The following is a 24,080-nucleotide window of genomic DNA, read 5'->3' as shown; positions in this document are numbered from 1 at the left end:
CTTTGCCCCGGCCACCGGCTCTTATGAACGTAAGGGGTTGAGCGGCCATACGGCCGAAGAGTCGAGGAAGGTGGGAGGACCGTGGCCCAGTTCACCAGGAGCTCATGGCCGGGTGACCAACTCGTCAGCGCCGCACAGCGCGGCGACGAGTCGTCGATCGGAGTGCTGATCTCCGGCGTGTACCCGCATGTCCGGCGGTTTGCGTTCTCGTTGTGTGCCAGCAGTCAGGACGCCGAAGACGCGGCGCAGGAGGCGATGATCGTCCTGTTCCGCAGGATCGGGACCCTGAGGGCCACCGCCGCGCTCGCCTCATGGATGTTCCGGATCGTGCGCAACGAGTGCTTGCGGCGCACGCGGAGCCTCGCGCATCGCCCGGAAACGGCCGTCGACCCGACCGTGTCCTCGGCCGAGGACGACGTGCTGGGCCGGCTACAGATCGAGCGGCTGGTCGCCGTGATTGCATCCCTGCCGGACGATCAGCGCCGCGTCCTGATCATGCGGGACATCCAGGGACTGCCGGGGAAGACCGTCGCCTCGGCGCTCAGGCTGAGTACACCGGCGATGAAGTCCCGGCTGCACCGCGCCCGCCGCGCCGTGCGTGAGGGGCTGGGTGAGCCGGAGTGAGCGCGAACACCTCCCCGGCCGGGCCCCGAGGAGTGCTCCTCGTACACGGCGCCTGGCACAGCGGCAGAGCGTGGCACGGCGTCGCCGCCGGGCTGCGTACACAGGGCGTTCCCGTGGCCGTCGCCGAGTTGCACCGAGGCTCACTGGCGGGGGACGTTGCCGCCGCCGAAGCCGCACTGGACGACATCGCCGAGTCCGGTCCCGTCGTCGCCTGCGGCCACTCCTACGGCGGCGCCGTCATCAGCGGGCTGCCCCCGCGGAAGGTGGCGCATCTCGTGTACCTGGCCGCGATGATGCCCGACGTCGGCGAGACCAGCTTCGGGCTGCTCGCCCAGGCACCGCCGAGCGACTTGGGCGCATGCATGATCGGTGACATCGCCGGCACCACCACGATCGACCCGACCCGGGCCGGTGAGCTGTTCCACGGCCGGCTCGATACGGACCGGCAATTGCGTCACGTCACCGAGTTGGTCCCACAGGTCATGGCGGCCGGCCACCAGGCGGCCGTGACCGCGGTCTGGCGCTCACGGCCCAGCACCTACGTCCGCTGCACCGACGACCGGGTCATCCACCCGGAACTGCAACGCCGCTTCACGCAGCGCGCCACCCACACGGTCACCTGGCACAGCGACCACGGCGCCTTCGCTTCCCACGAGTCGGACACCGTCGCCCTGCTGTCCCTGCTCGCCCGGCTCTGAACCACAGCGCTCACCACCACACCGCTCGCTACGGGCACCGCACACACGACAAGAGGGAACCTTCGGCCCCGGCTCAGCGCTCCCCCATGGAGGGGAGCGAAGAACCACGGACGGAATGGGCGACGTGCCGCTCCTCGGCGGCCGCCACCGGCTCGGCTCGATGCCATAGATCAAAGACCTCGCCCCGGCCGCCTATTGATCACAACTCGATACGCGCCCTAGCTGTTCTGTCCTGGGAGGTTGTGGACGGGTGAGCGAGATCTCGGCTGAGGGATCTTGAACGGGTGAGGGCCTTCCGGGTTCGGTGTGGATTGCGACGTCTACACCGACCAGAAAGGCCCTCGTGGTCACCGTAATGCACCCCTGACCCAGACCGGCCGCCTGCGAGTTGCCCGTTGCGTTGTTGAGGACGGCTGGCCCCTGCGCCGGGCCGCGGAGCGTTTCCAGGTCTCCCCGACGACGGCCCAGCGGTGGGCAGGCCGATACCGGGCCCTGGGCGAGGCCGGCATGAGCGACCGCTCCAGCCGCCCCCACCTCAGTCCTGGGCGGACACCGACCCGCACCGAACGCCGGATCATCAAGGTCCGCGTCCTTCGCCGGTGGGGACCGGCCCGTATCGCCTACCTGCTCGGGCTGGTGCCCTCGACCGTCCACCGCGTACTCACCCGCTACGGTCTGGCCCGCCTGACCCACCTGGACCGCGCCACCGGCCGGAACATCCGCCGCTACGAACGTGACCGCCCGGGCGAACTGGTGCACGTCGACATCAAGAAGCTCGGCAACATCCCCGACGGCGGCGGCCACAAGACACTCGGCCGCCCAACGGGCCGCAAGACCCGCTCAGGTGTCGGCTACAGCTACATCCACACCGCCGTCGACGACCACTCCCGCCTGGCCTACAGCGAGATCCTCACCAACGAGAAGAAGGAGACCGCCACCGGGTTCTGGACCCGGGCCCAGGAATTCTTCCTCTCCTGCGGGATCACCGTGGAACGCGTCCTGACCGCCAACGGCGCCTGCTGCAAGTCCTACCTCTGGCGCGATGCCCTGACAGCGGCCGGGATCACCCACAAGCGAACCCGGCCCTACCGGCCCCAGACCAACGGCAAAGTCGAACGCCTCAACCGCACCCTGCTCGACGAATGGGCCTACGCAAAGCCCTACCACTCAGAACAGGAACGACGCGACGCCTACCCCGCCTGGCTCCACACCTACAATCACCACCGCGGACACACCGCCCTCAAAGGCCAACCACCCGCCAGCCGCGTCCCCAACCTCACAGGGCAATACAGGCTGGTTGGCCGCTGCGGGTCAGCCGCGCACCGCAGCCAGGCACTCGTCGTACAGGTCCATGATTTCGCCCTTGCCGTCGTTGGCGACCCACGTCGTCAATGCCGCGTCCAGGCACGCGAGCGCCGTCGCGATCACCGCGCGGGCCTTCGCGCCCTCGTTGCCGGTGGCTGCGTCCATTCGGGGCTCGATGAGCGGCAGCAGGTTCTCCTGGAACCGCAGTTGCTTTTCGAGCCAACCGGCGCGCAGCGAGGCGGTGTTGTGCAGGAGGCGGAACCGCTCCAGGGCCTGTTCTCGGCTGTCGTGCAGGGCCAGTACGGCAGCAAGTCCTGCGCGCAGGGCCTCCCAGGCACCGGCATTGGCGGGCTGTTCGCTGATCGTGTCCGCCAGGATCTGCCCGAACCGGTCCCGACTGCCGCCAAGCAGGTCCTCCTTGGTGCCGAAGTAGCGGAAGAGGGTGCGCTGGGAGACGCCAGCCTCCCGGGCGACCTGGGCGATGGTCGTCTCGTCGTAGCCCTGCTCGGTGAACAGGCGCAGCGCCGTCGCGAGGATCTCCTGGGAAGCCAGCTGCCGCGTCCGGTCCCACAGCGTGGTTGGTGCGCCCGTCGCTGAGTCGGCTTGCTGCTTCATGCCGCCAGCCTAGCGCAGTGCTGTCAGGACGACAGTCACATGAAGCTTGGCAGTCACTGCCAAATTGCCGTACGCTGCCAGAAGTAGGGACGCGGTGCCACCCGCTAGTCACGGGCGGCGCTACTCAGCCCCCGCTCAGAAGCACGCGAAGGAGCGCATCATGCCTGCACACACAGCTTTGATCACCGGCGGAACCAGCGGCATCGGCAAGGCCACCGCCGAACTACTGCACTCCCGCGGCTATCGCGTCATGGTCACCGGCCTCGGCAGTGTCGCTGACGCCGGACTTCCCGAAGACGTCACGGTCGTCCGGGCCGACGCACGCTCCCTGCCGGACATCGACCACGCCATGGAGCAGGCGCGCCGGCAATTCGGCTCCCTCGACCTGCTCTTCCTCAACGCGGGCATCTTCCGGCCCGGCCCGATCGAGTCAACCGACGAAGCCGACTTCGACGCCCTGTTCGACGTCACCGTCAAAGGCAACTTCTTCACCCTGCAAAAGGCGCTCCCGCTCCTCAATGAGGGCGCCTCGGTCGTGTTCACCGTGGGCGCCGGCGAAGGGATCGGACCCGCCATGACAGCCGCCAAGGGTGCTCTGCTGCCCCTCATGCGGTCCCTCGCGCTCGAACTCGCCCCCCGCCGCATCCGCGTCAACGCCGTCAGCCCAGGGCTGATCAACACCCCTGCCTACAGCAAGATGGGCGTCTCCCAGGAAATGATCGACACCTGGGCTCGGGACACCCCGCTCGGCCGCGCCGGTGCTCCCGCAGACATCGCCGAAGCCGTGGCCTTCCTCGCCTCGGACGCAGCTGGCTACATCACCGGTGACAACCTCGTCGTCTCCGGGGGCATCGGTGTTCACGCCCGCGCCTGACGAGTGAGCTGGCCCTGTCCTGGAAAGTCCACCGGGTCCGATGCTCAGGCTGCGGCCCTGGCGAGCCGACGGGCCGTGCGGCAAGCCGGCCGGCCGCCGGGCACCGGACCGCGACAGGATGCGGCCTGCCGTGATCCACTTCTCGTGATCGGCCCGCCGCCTTGCCCGTTGCCCCTGCCTGCCCGATAGCCCTGACCGCCTACGAGCGCGAGCGGCTGAAGAAGATGGCCTACGGCCACAAGACCGAGCACCGGATCCGCCAGCGCGCCCAGGTCGTCCTGCTCGCCGCCCGGGGCCGTTCCAACGCCCGTATCGCCCGCGAGATGGAGCTGCACCGGGACACCGTGCGCACCTGGCGCGGCCGCTTCGCCGCACACCGGCTGCCCGCCCTGTCCGACCGCAAGCGCTCCGGGCGCCCGCCCCGCTTCACGCCACTGCAGACCGCCCAGGTCAAGGCCCTGGCCTGCCAACTGCCCCCGAGAGCGGCACACCGCTGGCACGCTGGTCGGCCCCGGAACTGGCCCGCGAAGTCGTCGCCCGCCACATCGCCCCCACGATCTCCGCCTCCACCGTGCGCCGCTGGCTGAAGCAGGACGCGGTCAAGCCCTGGCAGCAGCAGTCCTGGATCTTCATCACCGACCCCGCCTTCCGACCCAAGGCCGAACGCGTGCTGGATCTGTACGCCCGCACCTGGGGCGGCCTGCCGCTCGGCGTGGACGAGTACGTCATCAGCGCGGATGAGAAGACCTCGGTCCAGGCCCGCTGCCGCTGCCATCCCACCCTGGCCCCCGGACAAGCCCGCGCGATGCGGGTCAACCACACCTACGGGCGCGGCGGAGCCCTGGCCTACCTGGCCGCCTATGACGTCCACCGCGCGAAGGTCTTCGGCCGCTGCGAGCCCACCACCGGTATCGACCCGTTCATGAAACTGGTCGCCCAAGTCATGAGTCAGGAGCCCTACACCAGCGCGAGACGCGTGTTCTGGGTCGTGGACAACGGCTCCTCCCACCGCGGCAAGAAAGCCACCGACCGGCTGACCGCGGCCCACCCCAATGCGGTGCTGGTCCACACCCCGGTGCACGCCTTCTGGCTAAACCAGGTGGAGATCTTCTTCTCCGTCGTGCAACGCAAGGTCGTCACACCCAACGACTTCACCGACCTCCAACAGGTCGGGGACCGGCTCAGAGCCTTCGAAGACCGCCACAACGCCACGGCACAGCCGTTCCAGTGGAAGTTCACCACCTCCGACCTGGACGATCTGCTGGCCAGGCTCGACCGGCACACCGCCGATCACCCAGAAGAATCCTCTGCCACCCCAGCCTGATGCTCAACCTCCCGAAGGATTTACGACGCAGACCACTAAGACCGTGTCCTATGTGGTGAGGCGGACGTTGACTCGGTATGGGGCAGGGAACGTGGAGTTGGATCGTGCCGGACGGCTTGTGGGAGATTGCCAGGCCGCTGATCCCGGAGCAACGAACACGGCAGCAGGGCGGCGGAACAGCCAACACACCTGATGAGACGCTGTTCGCGGCCATCATCTACGTACTGGTCAGCGGCTGTGCCTGGCGAGCGTTGCCGCCGTGCTTCGGCGTGTCGAAGTCGACCGCGCACCGGCGCTCTCTGATCTGGTCCAGAGCCGGTGTGCGGGGCGCCTGCACGAAGCGGTCCTGCACCGGCTGGATGACGCCGGCCTCATCGACGTCACCCGCGTCGTCCTCGACACCGCTCACTCAGGGCGAAAAAAAGGGGCGAACACACAGGTCCGAGCCCCGTGGACCGAGGCAAGCCGGGTTCCAAGATGCACGTCCTGTCGGATGCGAACGGACTGCCCCTCCTCGTCGGCGTCTCGGCCGGCAACACCCACGACAGCGAAGGACTGAAGCCCATGGTGGTGGGTCACCAAACGAGACACGACCCCGACCGCGGCCGCTACTTCAAGCCCCAGCGCCTGCATGCGGACAAAGCCTATGACCGGTCCGACCTGCGGAAATGGTTACGCGGCAAGCGCATCGGAGTCCGGATCGCCCGCAAAGGTATCGAGTCCAGCGAACGGCTGGGCCGTCGCAGATGGGTGATCGAGCGGACGATGTCATGGCTGTCCGGCTACCGCAGGCTCAGCCCCCGCTATGAGCGCAATCCCCGCAACTACCTGGCCTTCCTCGGTCTCGCCGCAGCCATCTGCTGCTACAAGCGACTCGTCCGCCTCACCACATAGGACACGGTCTAATACTGCAACGGTGCTTGCTGTGATTGCTGGCCAGTTTCAGGGGCTGTGTCCGCGTCGTTTGTGGTGACTGATTCGGGCCTGGTGCTGGCGTCGGCGGCGCCATGTCGACCAGTGCAGGATGTGGTCGACCGGGGTGGGGTGGCGGTTTGTGAGTCGGGTGATCAGGCGTCGGATCTCGGCGAGGCTGAGGTGGATGAGCTGGGAGGATCCGTTTCTGCTTTGTCGTCGTCGAGTTCGCGGGCGCGCAGGATGGTGAGGCAGGCGTGGGCGGCCATGGCCAGGGTCATGTGGCGGTGCCAGCCGGGGTAGCGGCGGACTTGGTAGTCGTCCAGTCCGCATTCCTGCTTCGCGGTCTGGAAGCATTCCTCAACGGCCCATCGGCTGCCCGCGATGCGGATGAGCTCGTTCAGAGTGGTACCGTGTGCCGCTCGAAAAGTCATCGCTGCATGTCATGCCGCGTATCTGTACTCGTTGATGAGGCCGCCGAGGATCCGGGTGCGTAGGACTACGCCGGTGCTGAGGCCATGCGCCGCGGCGGGTTGTTCGTGGGCGTCGGGTGGTAGCTGGTTGCGGGCCTGGTGGGGTCGGTGTTCGTTGTAGTGCTGTTCGTAGACCGCGAGGACATGGCGGGCGTGGGCCTCGTTCATGATGAGGACGTGGTCGAGGGCTTCGCGTCGGATGCTGCCGATGACGCGTTCGCAGTGTGCGTTCATGCGGGGAGCCTGCGGCGCACTTGTGAGGATGTCCATCTCCTCGGCTGCAAAGACGGCGTCGAACGCTTCGCCGTACTTGCCATCGCGGTCGCGTAACAAGAAGTGCAGGGACTCGATGCGTATGCCCAGGTCGGCGGTGAGATTCCGCGCCTGCTGCATCGCCCAGTCCCGTGTCGGGCGGGTGGTGACCCCGGTGATGTGCAGCCGCCGGGTGCCGTGCTCGAGGAACACCAGCGCGTACAACCGCCTGCCGAGGGCGGTGTCGATGTGAAAGAAGTCTGCCGCGTGATGCCCTCGGCTTGCGCGGTCAGGAACTCGCGCCAGGTGGGGCCTGAGCGACGTGGCGCGGGGTCGATGCCGGCCGCGTTGAGGATCTCCCACACCGTCGAGGCGGCGATTTGGTGTCCGAGTCGGGTCAACTCCCCTTGGATCCGTCGGTGTCCCCACCGCGGATTCTCCCGGGCCAGCCGCATAACGAGCGTCCTGATCGCTACCGGGGTGGGTGGTCGTCCCGCGCGTCGGCGCGCGGTGTAGTCCCACTTCGCGGCGACGAACCTGCGGTGCCAGGCAAGCAAGGTGCCCGGGTGACAGGGAAGATCTCGCGCCAGTGGCGCCGGGGTATCAGCCCGGACAGCGCGGCGAACCAGAACCGGTCGGTGGGCTCATAGCGGACCGGTCCGGCCAACTGGCGGCGCAGGACCGCGTTCTCGTGCCGCAGCACCAGAAGTTCCGCGTCCTTCGCCGTCCCGCGACGGAGGAGCACCGATGGAACAGTCAGCAGCTTCCGGGTCACCTTGTACAGCAAGGACACGATCACGGAGGACATGATCCCAGCGGGCTGACCGCATCCAGCTCACCTGCGGCGATGACTTTTCGAGCGGCACAGGGTTCCCGTACGGGCCACGTCCTGTCGCGGGCCTGGCTGTCAGCTGCCGGGGTGAGCGGCGGTCTTCAGTTTCCATCCGTTGCCGGTGCAGCGATCCGGCAGAGGTGGGAATCGGTGGCCCTTGACGTCCGTGCTGTATTCGTGCGAATCGCCGCAGTTGCACTCATAGATCCCGGACTCCGGCACGATCTCTCCCGGGTGATGGACGGTGCCGTTTTCATCGCTCATGCGTCTTGTGTACGACAGGACCGCGCGGCCCGCGATCCAGACATGCCGTACGAGGTTGTCCGGATCCATCGGCCTGATGTTGCGCCACCTCGAAGAAGTGAAGGTGCAGGCGCGCCTAGGGCGTATCTCCTTGATGCTCTGAGGGGCCGCGCATTCCGCGATTGGTGTGGGTGCGTGGCCAGAACCGATCAGTCCAGTTCACCCGCAGGGGTGGCAGGTGCGCGCCTCGTCTCGTACCTGGTCAGGACCACGCCGCCGGGAAACGTCCGCGTCTCCACCAGGTTCAGGTTCACCGAGCTGTCCAGCGCGGTGAAGAACGGCGTGCCGCTGCCCACCAGGACCGGATAGGCGGCGATCGCGTACTCGTCGATCAGCCCGGCGCGCATGGCCGCCCCGGCGAGCGTTGCGCCGCCGATGTTCATTGGGCCGCCGTCCTCGGCCTTGAGTCGGGTGATCTCGGCGATCGCGTCGCCGGTGACCAGGCGGGTGTTCCAGTCGACCTTGTCGATCGTCGAGGAGAACACCACCTTCGGCGTGTCCCGCCAGTTCCGCGCGAACTCGATCTCCGCCGGGGTGGCGTTGGGCTGCTGGTCGCCGGTTGGCCAGTAGGAGCTCATCGTCTCCCACAGCTTGCGCCCATACAGCGACAGGCCACTCGCCTGCTCGTGGTCGAGCCACCACTGGAACAGCTCGTCGCTCGGCGGTCCGCTCCAGCCGATGTCGTCGCCGGCCGCGGCGATGTAGCCGTCCAGGGTCAGGTTCATGCCGTAGATCAGTTTCCGCATGGCGCTGCCTTCCGTCCGTGGGTGTCCGGCGTATAGACCAGCGCGGCGCGGGAAACTCATCGGTGCGCGATCTGGGCTCGCCGGTAGTCCTCGTGCTCGGGGCTCAGCGTGGTGTACTCGGCCGACTCGGGCAAGCCGCCTGATCTCGACCTCGCCCTCGCGAGGAAATGCCACGGATTTGAGACTGATCATGGGTGACAAGGCCGTGAGACAGCCAAGAACGCCCAGGTCACGCAAGATCGACAGGTCACGAGCGGCGCCGCGATGACTTTCAGCCGGGGCCGGAGGCGACGCGGCGGCCGCTGGTGGCAGACGCCCGGCCTGAGCACACCGATGCCCGTGGCCTGAGCCGGGAGGGCGAGCCCTCATCCGGTCCAGCGTTCGAGGTCCGCTGAGGGGCGGCGGATACGGGCGATGTCGTCGCCATGGTCAGGGGCGCGGAGGTCGATTACCTCACCGCCGTCGAACACGCGAAAATCTATGTTGACCGGAGTAGACATTGGGTGATGGCGTGGTTATGGTTTCTCTTGTAGCCGAGATCAGCAGGGCCTGGCAGAGACGAACTGCCGGCAGCAGTACACGCAGTTGCAGTGCGCAGGACGGTGCGGTGGTGGAGTTCCGAAGCCAGGGTTGCTGCAGGACGGCGACGGGACTGACGGCCGGACCGGGTGGCCCGCAGTGATCAGGGGCCGCCGTGAGCAGGACCGCAGTAAACGCAGTGGCAGTACCCGTAAGTGCATTTCGCAGTACCCAGCAGTGAAGTCAGTGAGCAGCACCTCGGTGAAGGCGTCGGCTGCGGACGCGCGCACCGGGAAGTTCGGCAGTGGGGTTCTAAGCCAGAGCAGACGCAGGACAGGCGACGGGGCTGGCTGCCGAAGAGTGGCGCTGTCGCAGGCCACTGAGCAGTACGCAGTACCCGTTGGCAAGTGTTGATCAAGAGGGAAGAACGGAGGAGCCCCGCGCCATCAGGATCGCCCGGGCGGAATCGCTGAGCCCGGGTACCGCAGGACATCGATAGTGAGGTGGTCTCCGGTCAAGCAACCGCGATCCCCGCACCCCCGACAGCATCTCGGTCGGGTCTGCGGAAACAGAAGGCCGGCGCAGTACCAGGGTCGGCAGATGGTGTAGCAGTTCCTTCGGGGCTCTGGTGCCAGATGGCACCAGAGCCCCTCCATGCGTTCCACAGAGAGGTGCAATGACAGCAGACGAATCGTTCGACCGTCTCGATGACGACGACTACCCCGCCTACACCATGGGCCGGGCCGCCGAGATGCTCGGCACCAGCCAGGGCTTCCTCCGCGCCATCGGCGAAGCCCGCCTGATCACCCCGCTCCGCTCCGAGGGCGGCCATCGCCGCTACTCCCGTTACCAGCTGCGCATCGCGGCCCGCGCCCGGGAACTCGTCGACCAGGGCACCCCGATCGAGGCCGCCTGCCGCATCGTCATCCTCGAAGACCAGCTCGAAGAAGCCCAGCGCATCAATGCCGAATACCGCCGCGCCGCCGAATCAGCGAACCCGACGACCGTGGCCCGAGACGGCTGAGACACCCGCAACCCCCAGGGGCTTCGCGGCTGCCGCCCGCGCATGCTGCCCGGAACGCTGAAGCGTTCCGGGCAACTTCGTCTTCTACGACGCTGCGGCCGAGAGCGACTTACGCACGGGGAGTCACTTCTCGGGCAGATACCGCGGCGGATATCGGAGGTGCGAGGGTTGCCCGGCGGCGCCGTGGGGAGGCAATTTCACGCTGTCGGGCGACCTCGCCAGGCCCCCTGCCCCCGCGGGCCCGGCCCAGTCCCGCTATGATGCGGATGAGTGGCGACCCGCTGAGTTGTGCGAAGAGCTCGGGGCCCTCCAGCTCGAAGAACTTCAGCAGCAGACTGAAGCCGAGCCGCGTCGCCCCGGTCTTGTTCGCCACCAGGTCCCAGTCGCCGTCCACCAGCGTCCAGCTCGCCAACAGCTCTTCCGGCGACCACTCTTGCCGCACACCCGTCCCTTCCCTCGCCTGCCCTGGGCTTCATCCGAACGGCCCAACGAGGCCTGTGCCGCTCGAAAATACGATTCGGTACTGTGAGCTGCGGCGATGCCTTCACTCAGGCAGCCTGGTGGTACTCGTTGATCAGGCCACCGAGTACGGGCCGTCGTTGGATTCGGTGGGCTTGGATGTCAGTGACGTTGGCTGGTGCGGGCGGCTCGGTACTGTCCGGGGATAGCTGGTGCCGGGATTGCTGCGGGCGGTGCCGGTTGTAGTGCCGGATGTACTCGGTCAGGACTGCTCGGGCGTGGGCTTCGTTGTAGATCAGAGTTCGGTCGAGGACTTCGCGGCGTAGGGTGCCCACGGCTCGCTCGCAGATTGCGTTCGCTTTTGGTGCCCGGGGCGGGCTGAGCAGGATCCTCATGTCGTCGGCCTGGAAGACGGCGTCGAAGGCGCTGGTGTACTTGCTGTCCCGGTCGCGGAGGAGGAAGCGCGGGGAGTCCATCCGGCCCCCCAGCGTCATGGTGAGATTTCTGGCCTGTCGGACGGTCCACCGGGCGGTGGGGCGCGCGGTGACGCCAGCGAGGTGAACGCGCCGGGTGTCGTGTTCGATGAAGACCAGGGCGTACAGGCGCTTGAGCGCGATGGTATCGATGTGGAGGAAGCCAGCGGAGAGGATGTTGTGCGCCTGGGCGGTGAGGAATTCACGCCAGGGCGGACCGGAACGCTGCGGAGCGGGGTCGATGCCTGCCGCATGCAGGATCTCCCAGACTGTGGACGAGGCGATTGGGCAGCCGAGGCGTGCAAGTTCGCCCTGTATGCGGCGGTGGCCCCATGTGCTGTTCTCCTTGGCCAGACGCAGGATGAGCTGTTTGACTGTGGGCACGGTTGACGGCCTGCCGGGGCGGTGGCGCTCGGAGAACGTCCACTTCCGCGCAATGAGTTGCCGGTGCCAGGCCAGCAGTGTGGTGGGGGTGACTGCGAATACGCGGCGCCAGCGTTGCCGCGGGACCAGTCGGGAAAGAACGGTCAGCCAGATTCGGTCAGCGGGTAGCGGACTCGGGCGATCTGGCGGCGCAACACCGCGTTCTCGTGCCGCAACGCCAAGACCTCCGCATCCTTGGCCACGCGGCTGCGCAGCACGGCAGCGGGCACCTTGATCAGGTTCCGGACCAGCGCGGTGACGATCTGCAGTGGCATCGGGAGATCATCCCAGGCGCCGTGCAGGCCGCCACCCTGCGCGGAGAAGCGGCAGGCCAGAGACAGATTCGTATTTTCGAGCGGGACAGGGGGCGTAGAAGTCGGGCCCGTGGTCGAGGAGTCGGGGCGGGCCGGTGGCCTCGAAGGAGTCGCCGTGGTCTTCGCCGGTCAGGGTCAGGACGTGACGTGCGCCGTCGTGATCGTTCCAGGCGCTGATGATCAGGGCGCCGCGCCCGGAGGCGTCGGCCGCCGGCAGTTACTGGGGGCACTCCCAGCCCTCGGCCGTGAGCAGTCCGGTGTCGCCCCCGGGCTGGTCCGACGCACCGGTGAAGAAGGGGCGCCGGTAGGTCCAGTCTTCCAGGCCGGGCGCGTCGTAGAGGAGGACCGCGGGGCGGCCGTCGGCGAGGGCGGCGCCGACCAGCATCCGCCAGCGGTCGCTGCAGGACCAGTAGTTGGTGCCGAAGCACGAGAATCTCGATGTCCTTGTCTCTGTCGCTCATCGGCAGGAGACGTAGGAACGCCAGGGTGTTGGTCGCGGCGAGGTAGGCCAGGCGCAGCAGCGCGACAGATCATGATGCCGTCGGGGCCTTGTGCAGGTGAAGACGCCGGGGTGAGCGTCGGCCAAAGTCGAAGATGTCTGAACAAGCTCTCACCTGCGTGGATGATTTACTGGCACCTGCAGTATCGCCAACCCGCTGGGTGCCATCTGGTCCGCCGCCATGATGCTGGAGCACCTCGGGCACGACGAGGCGGCCAGGCGGATCACCGCGGCGATCGCGGCCGTCCTCTCGCAGACGCGCGTGCGCACCCCGGATCTCGGCGGCACCGCCACCACCGACGAGTTCGCCGAGGCCCTGATTGCCTTCCTGTGAACGGCGAGCGCGGGCATCGGAGCGAGTGCATGGCAATGACCGTAGTCAATGCCATAGGCTAACTTCGTGAGGTGAGCTTTGGGGGTGGGCTCTGCGGGAGGGCCGGCAGCCTCGGCACGCCCCTCCCGCAGGACCCCACCTCGTCCCCAGGCCCCCGCGCGAAGGATCTGCTGTGAAACCAGCCACAGGACACAAACCCGAGCTGTTCCTCACCCGGCTACATCAACTGGTCGACATCGAGACCCCGACAGGCCACTCACCGGGACTGGACGCGACCTATGAGCTGCTGACGGAGTGGTCCGACGGTCTACTCGGAACGCTCCACCGCGAGGTCCGCGAGGGCGTACCCCACTTGTACCGGGAGGAGAAGGACCGCTCCGGGGCCCCACCGGTCCTTCTCCTCGGGCACGCCGACACCGTGTGGCCGCTCGGTACTCTCGCCGACTGGCCGTTCCACGTCGACGGCGCGCGGGTCACCGGACCTGGGGCGTTCGACATGAAGTCCGGGCTGGTGCTCGCTCTCGAGGCGCTGGAGCTCGCAGGCGACACCGACCACGTCCGGCTGCTGGTGACGGGCGATGAGGAGCGCGGCTCCCTCACCTCGCGCGACCTGATCGAGGACGTGGCGCGGGACTGTTCCGCCGTGCTTGTCCTGGAACCTAGCTTGGACGGGGCGCTCAAAACCGCACGCAAGGGCGGCGCCATGTTCGAGGTCACAGTGAAGGGGCGGGCGGCCCACGCCGGCCTGGAGCCGGAGCGCGGGGTGAACGCCTTGGTCGAGCTGTCCCACCAGGTGCTTGCGATCGATGCCCTGGGCGACCCCGCTCAAGGGACGACCGTTACGCCGACCGTCAGCAGGTCCGGTAGCACCAGGAATACGATCCCGGAGAGCGCGACGGTCGAGATCGACGTACGGGCATGGCATCGCGAGGAGCTCGTACGGGTGGAGAAGGATCTGCGGACCCTGCGGTCCCGGACCCCCGGTTCGCGGCTCGAACTCGCGGGCGGCATCAATCGCTTCCCCCTGGAACACAGCATGTCCGCCGACCTGCTGGAACTGGCGCGGGCACTCGCACGGGCGGAGGGGCTGTCACCTGTGACCGAAGTCAAGGTCGGCGGCGCGTCCGACGGGAACTTCACCGCGGCGCTCGGCATCCCCACTCTCGACGGACTGGGGCCGGGCGGCGGCGGGGCGCACGGGCGCGACGAATGGGTGGACGCCGACTCCGTGCGGGAGCGGGCTGCCCTGGTCGCCGCCCTGATCTGTGCCCACGCCTGCCCGAGGTAGGGGGCGGGAGAAAGTCCGTCGGCCGGAGCGGGAGCGACGGCCGACGGACCCTCGGACGGCGTACGGGAGCGAACCCAACGGCGCGTTCGGTACGTCAGGACGCCGACGCGGACAGGACGGCCACCCGTGTTTCGACGGCGTCGAGAAGCATTTCCACCGCCTGGTCGAAAACATGCGGGTCGCCGATGGAGGTCAGGTGGTCGGACATCGAGGCGATGCGCGGATAGGCCTCCGGGGAGAGGCTGCGGTACTCGACCTCCCAGGCCAGCGCGTCACCGCGCCGGGTGTTGTCGTCGAGAGCGTGCAGCCCCGACTCCATGCTGGACAGCGCGCGGATGACGTTGCCGAAGACTCGCATCGTCGACGTGGCTTCCTCCGGCGGCAAGCCCGCCCGCACCAGCGCGTCCAGCGCGAACTCCACGTTCTTGAACTCGGCGGGCCGGCGCGTGGTGCGCGCGGCCATTTGGAGAGCGAACTGGGGGTAGCGCAGGTAGTGGTCGTGGATGTGCCGGGCCATGACGCGCAGGTCGTCGCGCCAGGAGTCGGTGGCCTCGAGCTGCCCGCCGTAGGAGCCCGCACGCAGGCTGTCGATCAGTTCGAGAACCAGCTCGTCCTTGTCGCGGAAGTGCCGGTAGATCGAGGTCGGATGGGCTTCGAGTTCCTTACCCAGGGCCTGGAAGGTCAGCCCATCGAGACCGTCCCGCACGGCGATGGTCTCCGCAGCCTCCAGGATCATTTCACGGCTCAGGCTGTGACGGGCCCGCCGCCCGGGCCTCGGCTTCTTCGCTGTCGAGCGCTTCCCGTCCTGGCTCGTGCTCATCAGGGCCTTCCCTCCGTCCGACGGGGCGATGAAACCCCATTAGGGACGACTCTGCCCGAAGCCTGACTCACGAAGCAAGTCATCGTCATTGACTATAGGGTTGTCGACACCTCTTGCTGTGGCTGGATCCGCTCCCTACGATGAGGCCGCATAGCGCCCGCCAGGGCCGTATGGAGGGAAGGTGATGGCGATGGGCCAACACGAGAACGGCCGCACGCGGACCCTCGTGGGAACCCGGAGGGCTACCGCCGCAGCCGCCCTGTCGCTGAGCGCCGTGCTCGCGGGATGCACGTCCTCGGGCGGCGGGCAGGCCGGGACCACGCAGAACCCTGTGGTGCCGGTCAAGGAGGGCGGGAGCCTGGTCATCGGCGCAGAGCAGGAACCGGACTGCGCCGACTGGATATCTGTCTGCAGTGGCTCCATCTGGGGTGACTACCTGATGCGGACGACCACGATCCCGAAGGTATTCGACACCCGGCGCTCGGGTGACGCCTGGGTACCGGTCGCCTCCCCGCTGATGGCCGACGAACCGACCACGACCACCAGCGGCCCGCAGAGGATCACGTACCGGATCTCGCCCGACGCGGTCTGGTCCGACGGCGAGCCGATCACCTCGGCCGACCTGAAATACACCGCCCTGCAGATCCGCGACGGCAAGGACGTCCTGGACAAGACCGGCTACGACAAGATCAGCAAGATCGAGACGCCGGACGCCAAGACCGCCGTGGTCACCCTCCGTGAGACCTACGGCGGCTGGCGCACCTTGTTCAGCTCGATCTACGGCGTCCTGCCCGAGCATCTGCTCAAGGGCAAGAACCGCAACGCGATCATGAAGGACGGCTACTCCTTCAGCGGCGGCCCGTGGAAGATCCAGTCCTGGAAGAAGGGCACCTCAGTCACTCTCATCCCCAACGACCGCTACTGGGGCCCCAAGCCCAAGCTCGACAAGGTCACCTTCCAGTTCACCACCGACACCGCCGCGGCCTTCCAGGCTTTCAAGAGCGGCCAGCTCGACGCCCTCTTCCCGACGCCGCAGCTCGATGTCGTCGAACAGCTCAACCAGACAGCCGGGGGCACCCGACGGCAGATCGACGCCGAGACGGGCAACCTGGAGGCGATCTGGATGAACAACGAGAAGTTCCCTTTCGACTCCGTCGACGTGCGCCGCGCCGTCGCCTACGCCATCGACCGCACCGCCATCGTCAAGAAGCTCTACGGCTCCCTCGGCGTGGACAAGCCCGCCCAGAGCTTCCTCACCCCGATCCTTTCCTCCTACGCCGGCACCGACTTCTCCCACTACACCCAAGACCTCAAGGCCGTTGACAAGGCAATGCAGGGGGACGGCTGGGCCAAGGGCAGTGACGGCATCTGGGCCAAGGACGGACGCCGGGCAGAGTTCACCATCGTCTCCCTCGCCGGCAACAAGCGGCGCGAACTCACCGAGCAGATCCTCCAGACCCAGCTAAAGCAGGCCGGCTTCCGGATGACCATCAAGAACACCACTCCGGCCAACCTGTTCGGCAAGCAGGCACCAGCCGGCACCTTCCAAATGGGGCTGTGGACGCTCATCGACACCTTCCCCGACCCCACGCAGAGCAACAGTTTCAGCAGCACCTCCATCCCCACTGAGGCCAACGGCCGCTCCGGCCTCAACTTCGTCCGCGCCCGGATCGACGGCCTCGACCCGCTGCTCGCCACCGTCGACCGCGAGACCGACCCGAGGAAACGCGTCGAGGCCTCCCGCCAGGCGGACAAGATCATCGCCGACCAGGTGCCCGCGATCCCGATCAGCACCGTCCCGAACATCCTCCTATGGAACGACCGCGTCGGCGGCCCGCTCAGCAACAACCCAAGCGAAGGCCCTTGGTGGAACCTCGCCGAATGGGGATTGGCAAAGTGACGGAGGCTCTGCGGGCCGCCCCCGCTCCCGAGGGCCGGCACTCCGAAGGCCGCGGCGCGCAGGGCCGTGGCCGCGTGGGCCGGTCCCGGCAGATGCTCCGCTACGCGGTCCGCCGGTTGGCGTACTCGGTTCCCGTCGTCCTGGTCGCCTCGTTCGTCTTCTTCTGGGCCGTCCGCTCCACCTTCGACCCGCTCACCAAGCTGCGCCAGGCCCGCGACCCCGGCGTCCTCGCCCGCGAATCCGCCCGCCTCGGCCTCGACCGGCCGGTCCTCGAACAGTACGGACTGTGGATGAAGGCCTTCGTCACCGGCGACTGGGGCGTGAGCACCCGCACCGGCGACCGCGCCCAGGCCATGATCGGCTCCGCCCTCGGCACCACCCTCCAACTAGTCGGCTGGGCCGTGCTGTTCGCCGTGATCGTCGCCCTCGCGATCGGCACCTACTCGGCAGCCCGCCAGTACTCAGCGGGCGACCACCTGCTCACCGGGTTGTCCTACCTGGGCGTGGCCATGCCTGCCTTCTGGCTCGGCCTCCTGCTCATCCAGGTGTTCGCCATCTGGCCGCGCGAACAATTCGGGCTCGAACAACCCCCACTGTACTTCGTGGGCCTGCACTCGCCGGGCATGAGCGGTGTCAACGCCGACTACTTCCGGCACCTGGTCCTGCCGGTCATGACCCTCACCGTCGGGCTGATCGCCAGTTGGTCCCGCTTCAGCCGGGCGTCCATGCTTGAAGCTCTGAAGAGCGACTACGTCAAGACCGCTCGTGCCAAGGGTGTGCCCCCACGCCGGATCTTCCTCCGGCACGCGCTGCGCAACTCACTGGCGCCCTTCGTCACCGTCGTCGCTGCCGACACAGCTCTGCTCATCGGTGGCCTCGTCGTCACCGAGCAGATCTTCGCCATCTCCGGCATGGGCCGGCTGTTCCTCGACTCCCTGCTGGCCGGCGACGTGTACGTACTCCTTCCTTGGATGCTGATCGTGGCGCTGGCGATGGTTCTGTTCAACCTGGCGGCCGACCTCGGATACGCGCTGCTCGACCCGAGAGTGACCTTGCGATGACCGTACCCAGTCACCACCCCGCGGAGCGGGCGCTCCCGCCGACGCCGCGGCCCGCAGACAAGAGCCGGCGGCGGATCCTCGTCGAACGGTTCCTGCGCCACCGCCTGGCCGTGGTCGGCCTGCTGATCCTGCTGGCGCTCATGATCTGTTGCTACGGAGCGGCGTGGGTGGCGCCCCATCCACGCAACGCCCAGGACATCCTCACCGGAGCCCTGCCCCCCTCCTCGGAGCACTGGCTCGGCACCGACGACCTCGGCCGCGACTATCTCACCGAACTCCTCTACGCAGGACAGGTCTCCTTGACCGTCGGCCTCGGTGTCGCCTTCCTGTCGACCGCCGTCGGCACCCTCGTCGGAGCGGTCTCCGGTCTCCTCGGCGGCTGGATCGACGAGGTGATCATGCGGATCACCGACCTCTTCCTCATCATCCCGGCCATCGCACTCCTCGCGCTCGCCATGCAGACGCTCAGCCCCTCACCCGTGACCATCGTGCTCGTCCTCGCCGGACTCGGCTGGACCGTGATCGCACGCGTCGTCCGTTCCCAGGTCATCAGCCTCCGGGAGAAGGAGTTCGTGCAAGCCGCGCAGGTGCTCGGCTCCTCGCGAACCCAGATTGTCCTGCGGCACCTGCTGCCCAACCTGACCGGTGTGATCATCGTCAACGCCTCCATCGCGGTGGCCGCCGCGATCATCCTGGAATCCACACTCAGCTTCCTCGGCTTCGGCATCCAGCCGCCCCAGTCCAGTTGGGGCAACCTCCTCAACCAGGCCGCCGGGCTCGTCGGCACGCCCAAGGACTACCTCCTGTACGCGCCCGGCGTAGCCATCCTCCTCACCGTCCTCGCAGTCAACTTCCTGGGCGACGGACTGCGAGACGCCTTCGACCAGCAGAGCAGGCAGTCATGACCTCTCTCACTTCCGACACCGGCAACGACCGGCCGGACACCGCCACCGACCTGCTCTCCGTCCGTGACCTGACGGTCGAGTACCGAACCGACACGGGGCACGCCGCCGCCGTGGAACGCCTGTCCTTCGACGTGCACGAACGCGAGACACTCGCCCTCGTCGGGGAGTCGGGCTCCGGTAAGAGCGCGGCGGCCATGGCCCTGATGGGCCTGCTCCCGCCGTCCGCGCGGGTCAGCGGCTCGCTCCGCTTCCGGGGGCGGGAACTCCTCGGACTGCCCGAGCGGGAACTGCGCGCGGTGCGGGGTCGGCAGATTGGCATCATCTTTCAGGACGCACTGGCCGCGCTGAACCCCATGATGACAGTCGGCGACCAGATCACCGAGGCCGTCGCCGTCCACGACCCCGGCCTCGGCCGCGATGCCCTCACCGAGCGTGCCATCGACCTCCTCGGACTCGTCGGCATCCCCGCACCCCGATCCCGGCTGCACGCCTACCCACACGAGTTCTCCGGCGGCATGCGCCAACGCGTCATGATCGCCATCGGCATGGCCAACGAACCCGACCTGCTCATCGCAGACGAACCGACCACTGCCCTCGACGTGACCGTACAGGCTCAGATCCTCGACGTCCTGCGCCACGTGCAGGAACGCACCGGCACCTCGGTGCTGCTGATCACCCACGACCTCGGCGTCGTCGCGGGCGTCGCCGACCGCGTCATGGTCATGTACGGCGGTCGCAACCTGGAGTGCGGCGACGCCGAGTCGGTCTTCTACCGGCCCGCGCACCCGTACACGAAGGCCCTGCTGGACGCGCTCCCGCGAATCGACCGGCGCGTCCCCCGGCTCACTCAGATCCCGGGCCAGCCTGACCCGCCCGGACGCCGCCCGCGCGGCTGCCCGTTCCAGCCCCGCTGCTCCCACGCCCTGCCCGAAGTCTGCGGCACCGAGATTGGGGCCGCAGTCCGGGTTTCCGACCTGCATACCACCGCGTGCGTCCGGACGCACGAGATCGCACTCGCCACCGACAGGGAAGGGGACCCGCGATGAAGACGAAGACGTCGACGGTCGCGGTACCGAAGACGGACGCGCCCGCCGTGCACGTCCAGGCCCTAGTCGCCGAGTACCGCACCGGCCGCCGCGCCGGCACGGTCCAGGCCGTGTCCGGCGTCGACCTCGCCATCGGCCGTGGCCGCACCCTCGGCCTGGTGGGAGAAACCGGCTGCGGCAAGAGCACCCTCGGCCGCTGCCTGGTCCGCCTCGTCCAGCCGGTCGGCGGCCAGGCCCTGATCAACGGCCTCGACATCGCCCGGGCCCGAGGCGACGAAATCACCCGGCTGCGCAAGCAGATCCAGCTCGTCTTCCAGGATCCGTACTCCTCGCTCGACCCCCGGATGACCGTCGAGCAGATCCTCGTCGAACCCCTGCGCATCCACCGCCTGCACCGCACCCGCCGGGCCGAGCGGGTCCGCGAACTCCTCGAACAGGTCGGCCTTGATCCCGACCACGCCCGGCGCTACCCCAGCCAGTTCTCCGGCGGACAACGCCAGCGCATCGGAATCGCCCGCGCCCTCGCCGTCGAACCGGACGTCCTCGTCCTCGACGAACCGGTCAGCGCTCTGGACGTCAGCGTGCAGGCGAGCGTCATCAACCTGCTTCAGGACCTCCAACGGGAGCTGGCACTCACCTACCTCTTCATCGCCCACGACCTGTCGGTGGTGCGTCAGATCAGCGACGAGGTCGCCGTCATGTACCTCGGCCGGATCGCCGAGAGCGGTCCCGCCGACGCACTGTACGGCACCCCGCACCACCCCTACACCCAGGCGCTGCTGTCGGCGGTCCCGATCCCGGACCCACGCGCCGAGCGGGCCCGCCGCCGCATCGTGCTCCAGGGTGACGCCCCCAGCCCGCAGAGCCCGCCGTCCGGCTGCCGGTTCCGCACCCGCTGCTGGAAGGCACAGGAGATCTGCGGTCAGCAGACGCCCGTCCTCCGGCACACTGCCACGGGCCACCGGGTCGCCTGCCACTTCCCCGAGCCCGCGACGCCTGTGGTTTCCGTCGGCCGCCCGCCCACTGAAACGTGACACCGGCGAACCGCTCGATCTTCTGACGGCACGATCCCCGACTTATACGCCCCTACCCGTACGACCTCCGGCGTACGGCGATATCCAAGGAGTCTGGCAGTGACTCACGACTGGCAGCGGTTCTTCGACGCCCGGCAGTGCGTATCCTCCCGCCGGGGACGCGGCATGGGGGACGACCTCGAACTCATGGTGCACGACGGCCCCGACGGAGCCTTCCTCACCGTCTGGGACGTCGTCCGCGACGTCACCCGGCCCGTGGCGGGCGCCTACGGCGACCCCCGCAACGCGGTCCTGTCCGGCGACGGACGAGCCGTCCTCAACCTCCTCGACGACAACGGTTCGGAGGTGGGCCACCTGTGGTCCGTGCCGATCGACGGCGGCTCCGGCACCGACCTGACGCCTGGCCTCCCGCCGTACACGCTGCGAGGCATCGACGTCGCCCGTACCGGCGCCCTCGCCGTGCTGTCCGCGGTGGCCGAAGACGGCTTTACGCTCTGGCTGGTCGACACTGACGGAGGCCGCTCGCCCCGGCGCCTGTTCGGCTCGACGGCAGAGGCCTGGAACGCACGTGTCTCCGCCGACGGCCGCTGGGCGAGCATCGACACCACGGACCACAACCCCGGCCTGCGGCGCTTCGCCGCGACGGTCCTCAGCACCACCGCCGATACCCCGCGGGAGACGATCCGCACCCTGTCCGACGGACCTGAGGCCCCCGTCCGCGGCATCCGGTTCTCACCCGTGCCCGGTGACAGCCGACTGCTCGTCTCCACTGAGCGATCCGGTCACCAGCGGCCTTGCGTCTGGTCTTTTACCGACGGCTCCCGCATCGACCTGGACGCCGAGCACCTGGACGGCGACGTCGTGCCGCTCGACTGGTCCGATGACGCCGCGTACGTACTGCTGGTCCATGTCGACCACGGAGTGCACCGCGTCCTGGAGTGGGAGCCGGACAGCGGGCGGCTCCGCGCTGTCGACCACCCGGCAGGCGCCTTCTTCGAAGCCGACATCGGCGACGCCCACCCCGACTACTGGGCCTCCCACTACGGCGCCGACGGTCAACTGCGACTACTCCACCAGCGCTTCGACCTTCCCCTCACCCTCCTGCGCGAGGACAGGGGCGGCGCCACCGTCACACCCGTCTGGACACCGTCCCTGCGCCCGGCCGGCGTCGCCCTGACCTCCCACATCGTGCGCTCCATCGACGGCACACCCGTACAACTGTGGGCGGGCCGCCCTCCGGGCCTCAAAGGGCCCGCGCCCACCCTGCTCAGCGTCCATGGCGGCCCCCAACTGGTCACCGTCGACCGTTACACCCCCGAGGCCCAGGCCTGGCTCGCCGAAGGATTCGCCTACGCCGCCGTCAACTACCGCGGCTCGCAGACCTTCGGCCGCCGCTTCCGCGAGGGGTTCTGGCACACGATCGGCGAGCGGGAACTGGAGGACATCGAGGCCTCCGTTCACTGGCTGGTCCACGAAGGCATCGCCGACCCCAGACAGATCTTCATCACCGGTGCCTCCTACGGCGGATACCTGTCCCTTCTATCTCTCGGCCGCCTGCCCGATCTCTTCGCCGGAGCGCTTGCCTTCGTCCCGATGGCAGACTGGCTCGCCGCATACGCGGACATGAACCCCGCACTGCGCAGCGCCTGGCGCTCCTTCTTCCACGCCGATCCCGACGACGACCCCGAGGTTTTCCATCGCGCGTCGCCCATCTCTTACGTCGACGGGGTGCGCGCCCCCGTATGGATCTCGACCGGCACGCACGACACGAGGACACCACCGCGCCAGGTCCACAGGTACGCGCAGGCCCTGGAGAAGGCGGGCGGGGATGTCACCGTGGAGTGGTTCAGCGGCGGGCACGAGACCTATAGCCGCACCTCCGAACTCGCGGATCAGCGGCGGATGATGGAGCTGATCACGAAGGCGGTGCACGGCGAGCGCTGGGCCGAAGGGCCGATCACTCCGCCGCCACCAGGCTCAATCGGCTACATGTGATCCTCGCCCACAGAGCCCTCCGCCCGCCACGGGCTCACCTCGTGGCCTCACCCGTCGGTTGTACGACCTGTCCGTACCGACTACCGAGCACGCCGTTGCGCCTGTAGGCGCCAAGAACTACGTCCGTACTGGTCACGCAGCATGTCGGTACTCGTGCAGGAGGCCGCCGAGGCGATCGCGTCGATGGACGTGGAGATGGGTGAGCTGGTCCGGGGCGGTGATCGGTTCGGGTAGGGGGTGGAGTGGCGCGGCACTTGCGAGAGTGCGGTGAGGTCTGTGCTCGTTGTAGAACCCCTCGTATTCGCGCAGCGCGTGGAGGAGATGCGGCTGGTTCCAGACGAGGGTGCGGTCGAGGAACTCGGTTCGGCATGACCGCACCCAACGCTCCATGATCGCGTTCATGCGCGGCATTTGAACGCCAGTCTGGACGACCTCGACGTCCTCGGCTTGCAGGACGGTGTCGAAGGATGCTGGATAGCGCACGTCCCGGTCCCGGATCAAGAACTTCGCCCTGGAGCCTGCGTCTTTGAGGTCCATGGCCATGTTCCGGGCGAGCTGAGTGACCCAGGCGGCGCTGGGGTGTGCGGTCGCGCCGAGGATCCGCACGCGGCGGGTGGCGTGCTCGATCACCGCGAGGACGTGCAGCGTCGCTCCGTTCAGGGTCTTGGTCTCGAAGAAGTCTGCGGCGAGGATGGCCTGGGCCTGGGAGCGCAGGAAGGTCGCCCAGGTGGTGTGGTCGCGCTGGGGTGCTGGATCTATGCCGTACTCCTTGAGGATGTTCCGCACGGTGCCGGCGGCGACCTTGATGCCGAGGGAGGCGAGTTCGCCGTGGATGAACCGCCCCGGGTTCGATAGAGATCTCAGATTGTGGTTGTGACCTGGGGCTTCGTGGATTCCATGTAGTGGTTGGTCTCGTATTCGACGGGCTGGGGGTCAAGGGGTCGCAGATTCAAATCCTGTCGTCCCGACGGTGTGACCAGCGGGTTTGCCAGTGATGGCAGACCCGCTGTTTGCGTTCGTGTGACACG

Annotated in this window: 18 protein-coding genes and 8 pseudogenes; 16 read left to right on the top strand and 10 right to left on the bottom strand. The window is 68.0% G+C overall.

Going from position 1 to position 24,080, the window contains the following annotated elements; translation table 11 throughout:
• The first annotated feature begins 81 nt into the window (after positions 1-81).
• From CGL27_RS11585 to CGL27_RS11575, 3 genes and pseudogenes are all read left to right on the top strand, one after another.
• Positions 82-624, top strand: a complete 543-nt coding sequence (locus CGL27_RS11585; RefSeq protein ID WP_119986400.1) for an RNA polymerase sigma factor — start codon at positions 82-84, stop codon at positions 622-624.
• The gene (locus tag CGL27_RS11580; RefSeq protein WP_119986398.1) at positions 621-1,322 is read left to right on the top strand and encodes an alpha/beta hydrolase; all 702 of its coding nucleotides are present in this window, start codon (positions 621-623) and stop codon (positions 1,320-1,322) included. Before CGL27_RS11585 ends, CGL27_RS11580 begins: the two co-directional genes overlap by 4 nt.
• Before the next feature lie 363 nt (positions 1,323-1,685).
• Positions 1,686-2,612: pseudogene (locus CGL27_RS11575) on the top strand (IS481 family transposase); the annotation flags it as partial.
• Between the two features lie 21 nt (positions 2,613-2,633).
• Here the strand turns inward: CGL27_RS11575 and CGL27_RS11570 are convergent.
• A complete protein-coding gene (locus CGL27_RS11570) occupies positions 2,634-3,242 on the bottom strand; it encodes a TetR/AcrR family transcriptional regulator (RefSeq protein WP_119986396.1) in 609 nt (202 codons plus the stop codon).
• 160 nt (positions 3,243-3,402) lie between these two features.
• Here CGL27_RS11570 and CGL27_RS11565 point away from each other — a divergent pair, with 160 nt between their 5' ends.
• The 4 genes and pseudogenes from CGL27_RS11565 to CGL27_RS11555 all read left to right on the top strand — a co-directional run bounded on the left by CGL27_RS11565 (position 3,403) and on the right by CGL27_RS11555 (position 6,334).
• The gene (locus CGL27_RS11565) at positions 3,403-4,116 is read left to right on the top strand and encodes an SDR family oxidoreductase (RefSeq protein ID WP_119986395.1); all 714 of its coding nucleotides are present in this window, start codon (positions 3,403-3,405) and stop codon (positions 4,114-4,116) included.
• Positions 4,117-4,277: 161 nt separating this feature from the next.
• Complete coding sequence (locus CGL27_RS51900) at positions 4,278-4,703, top strand: helix-turn-helix domain-containing protein (protein ID WP_240450472.1); 426 nt, start codon at positions 4,278-4,280, stop codon at positions 4,701-4,703.
• Complete coding sequence (locus CGL27_RS11560; RefSeq protein WP_346345786.1) at positions 4,610-5,440, top strand: IS630 family transposase; 831 nt, start codon at positions 4,610-4,612, stop codon at positions 5,438-5,440. Before CGL27_RS51900 ends, CGL27_RS11560 begins: the two co-directional genes overlap by 94 nt.
• 77 nt (positions 5,441-5,517) lie before the next feature.
• Positions 5,518-6,334 (top strand): annotated as a pseudogene (locus CGL27_RS11555) (IS5 family transposase).
• A gap of 173 nt (positions 6,335-6,507) precedes the next feature.
• Here the strand turns inward: CGL27_RS11555 and CGL27_RS11550 are convergent.
• The 4 genes and pseudogenes from CGL27_RS11550 to CGL27_RS11535 all read right to left on the bottom strand — a co-directional run.
• A pseudogene (locus tag CGL27_RS11550) lies at positions 6,508-6,765 on the bottom strand (IS701 family transposase); the annotation flags it as partial.
• A gap of 30 nt (positions 6,766-6,795) precedes the next feature.
• Positions 6,796-7,876: pseudogene (locus CGL27_RS11545) on the bottom strand (integrase core domain-containing protein).
• A 108-nt stretch (positions 7,877-7,984) separates the two neighbouring features.
• Positions 7,985-8,242, bottom strand: coding sequence for a hypothetical protein (locus CGL27_RS11540; RefSeq protein WP_240450471.1), 258 nt, complete (start codon positions 8,240-8,242; stop codon positions 7,985-7,987).
• Between the two features lie 119 nt (positions 8,243-8,361).
• Positions 8,362-8,958 carry a dihydrofolate reductase family protein gene (locus tag CGL27_RS11535; protein WP_119986393.1) on the bottom strand — a complete coding sequence of 199 codons (597 nt, stop codon included), beginning with the start codon at positions 8,956-8,958 and terminating at the stop codon, positions 8,362-8,364.
• Between the two features lie 1,195 nt (positions 8,959-10,153).
• Here CGL27_RS11535 and CGL27_RS11530 point away from each other — a divergent pair.
• Entirely contained in the window at positions 10,154-10,501 is a 348-nt protein-coding gene (locus CGL27_RS11530) for a MerR family transcriptional regulator (RefSeq protein WP_119986391.1), read from the top strand.
• A 548-nt stretch (positions 10,502-11,049) separates the two neighbouring features.
• Here CGL27_RS11530 and CGL27_RS11520 read toward each other — a convergent pair.
• From CGL27_RS11520 to CGL27_RS53465, 3 genes and pseudogenes are all read right to left on the bottom strand, one after another.
• Positions 11,050-12,131 (bottom strand): annotated as a pseudogene (locus CGL27_RS11520) (integrase core domain-containing protein).
• 256 nt (positions 12,132-12,387) lie between these two features.
• Positions 12,388-12,555, bottom strand: a complete 168-nt coding sequence (locus CGL27_RS50920; RefSeq protein ID WP_205587675.1) for a hypothetical protein — start codon at positions 12,553-12,555, stop codon at positions 12,388-12,390.
• A gap of 4 nt (positions 12,556-12,559) precedes the next feature.
• Positions 12,560-12,691: pseudogene (locus CGL27_RS53465) on the bottom strand (integrase); the annotation flags it as partial.
• Between the two features lie 123 nt (positions 12,692-12,814).
• Between CGL27_RS53465 and CGL27_RS11505 the strand changes: the two are divergent.
• Positions 12,815-13,003: pseudogene (locus tag CGL27_RS11505) on the top strand (isocitrate/isopropylmalate family dehydrogenase); the annotation flags it as partial.
• 172 nt (positions 13,004-13,175) lie between these two features.
• Positions 13,176-14,291, top strand: a complete 1,116-nt coding sequence (locus tag CGL27_RS11500) for a M20/M25/M40 family metallo-hydrolase (RefSeq protein ID WP_119986386.1) — start codon at positions 13,176-13,178, stop codon at positions 14,289-14,291.
• Between the two features lie 94 nt (positions 14,292-14,385).
• Here CGL27_RS11500 and CGL27_RS11495 read toward each other — a convergent pair whose 3' ends face one another.
• A complete protein-coding gene (locus CGL27_RS11495; protein ID WP_119986385.1) occupies positions 14,386-15,111 on the bottom strand; it encodes a TetR/AcrR family transcriptional regulator in 726 nt (241 codons plus the stop codon).
• Positions 15,112-15,301: 190 nt separating this feature from the next.
• Between CGL27_RS11495 and CGL27_RS11490 the strand changes: the two genes are divergently transcribed.
• The 6 genes from CGL27_RS11490 to CGL27_RS11465 all read left to right on the top strand — a co-directional run bounded on the left by CGL27_RS11490 (position 15,302) and on the right by CGL27_RS11465 (position 23,052).
• Positions 15,302-17,011 (top strand): peptide ABC transporter substrate-binding protein, encoded by a 1,710-nt coding sequence (locus tag CGL27_RS11490; RefSeq protein WP_119994354.1) that lies wholly within the window; start codon positions 15,302-15,304, stop codon positions 17,009-17,011.
• Positions 16,993-18,072, top strand: a complete 1,080-nt coding sequence (locus tag CGL27_RS11485) for an ABC transporter permease (protein WP_240450470.1) — start codon at positions 16,993-16,995, stop codon at positions 18,070-18,072. Before CGL27_RS11490 ends, CGL27_RS11485 begins: the two co-directional genes overlap by 19 nt.
• Positions 18,069-18,977 (top strand): ABC transporter permease, encoded by a 909-nt coding sequence (locus CGL27_RS11480; RefSeq protein ID WP_119986383.1) that lies wholly within the window; start codon positions 18,069-18,071, stop codon positions 18,975-18,977. The genes CGL27_RS11485 and CGL27_RS11480 overlap by 4 nt, the downstream gene beginning before the upstream one ends.
• The gene (locus CGL27_RS11475) at positions 18,974-20,023 is read left to right on the top strand and encodes an ABC transporter ATP-binding protein (protein ID WP_119986381.1); all 1,050 of its coding nucleotides are present in this window, start codon (positions 18,974-18,976) and stop codon (positions 20,021-20,023) included. The genes CGL27_RS11480 and CGL27_RS11475 overlap by 4 nt, the downstream gene beginning before the upstream one ends.
• A complete protein-coding gene (locus CGL27_RS11470; protein ID WP_119986379.1) occupies positions 20,020-21,057 on the top strand; it encodes an oligopeptide/dipeptide ABC transporter ATP-binding protein in 1,038 nt (345 codons plus the stop codon). Before CGL27_RS11475 ends, CGL27_RS11470 begins: the two co-directional genes overlap by 4 nt.
• Before the next feature lie 99 nt (positions 21,058-21,156).
• Positions 21,157-23,052: a prolyl oligopeptidase family serine peptidase gene (locus CGL27_RS11465; RefSeq protein WP_119986378.1), complete on the top strand. Its 1,896-nt coding sequence runs from the start codon at positions 21,157-21,159 to the stop codon at positions 23,050-23,052.
• 132 nt (positions 23,053-23,184) lie between these two features.
• On the opposite strand, the pseudogene CGL27_RS11460 reads toward CGL27_RS11465, so the two are convergent.
• A pseudogene (locus CGL27_RS11460) lies at positions 23,185-23,904 on the bottom strand (integrase core domain-containing protein); the annotation flags it as partial.
• Between the last annotated feature and the right edge of the window lie 176 nt (positions 23,905-24,080).

Origin of the sequence: Streptomyces sp. 11-1-2, assembly GCF_003595545.1 — a bacterium.
Taxonomy (GTDB): domain Bacteria; phylum Actinomycetota; class Actinomycetes; order Streptomycetales; family Streptomycetaceae; genus Streptomyces; species Streptomyces hygroscopicus_B.
Note: the sequence above shows the minus strand (reverse complement) of the source record. Positions and strands in the feature narration are given on the sequence as shown.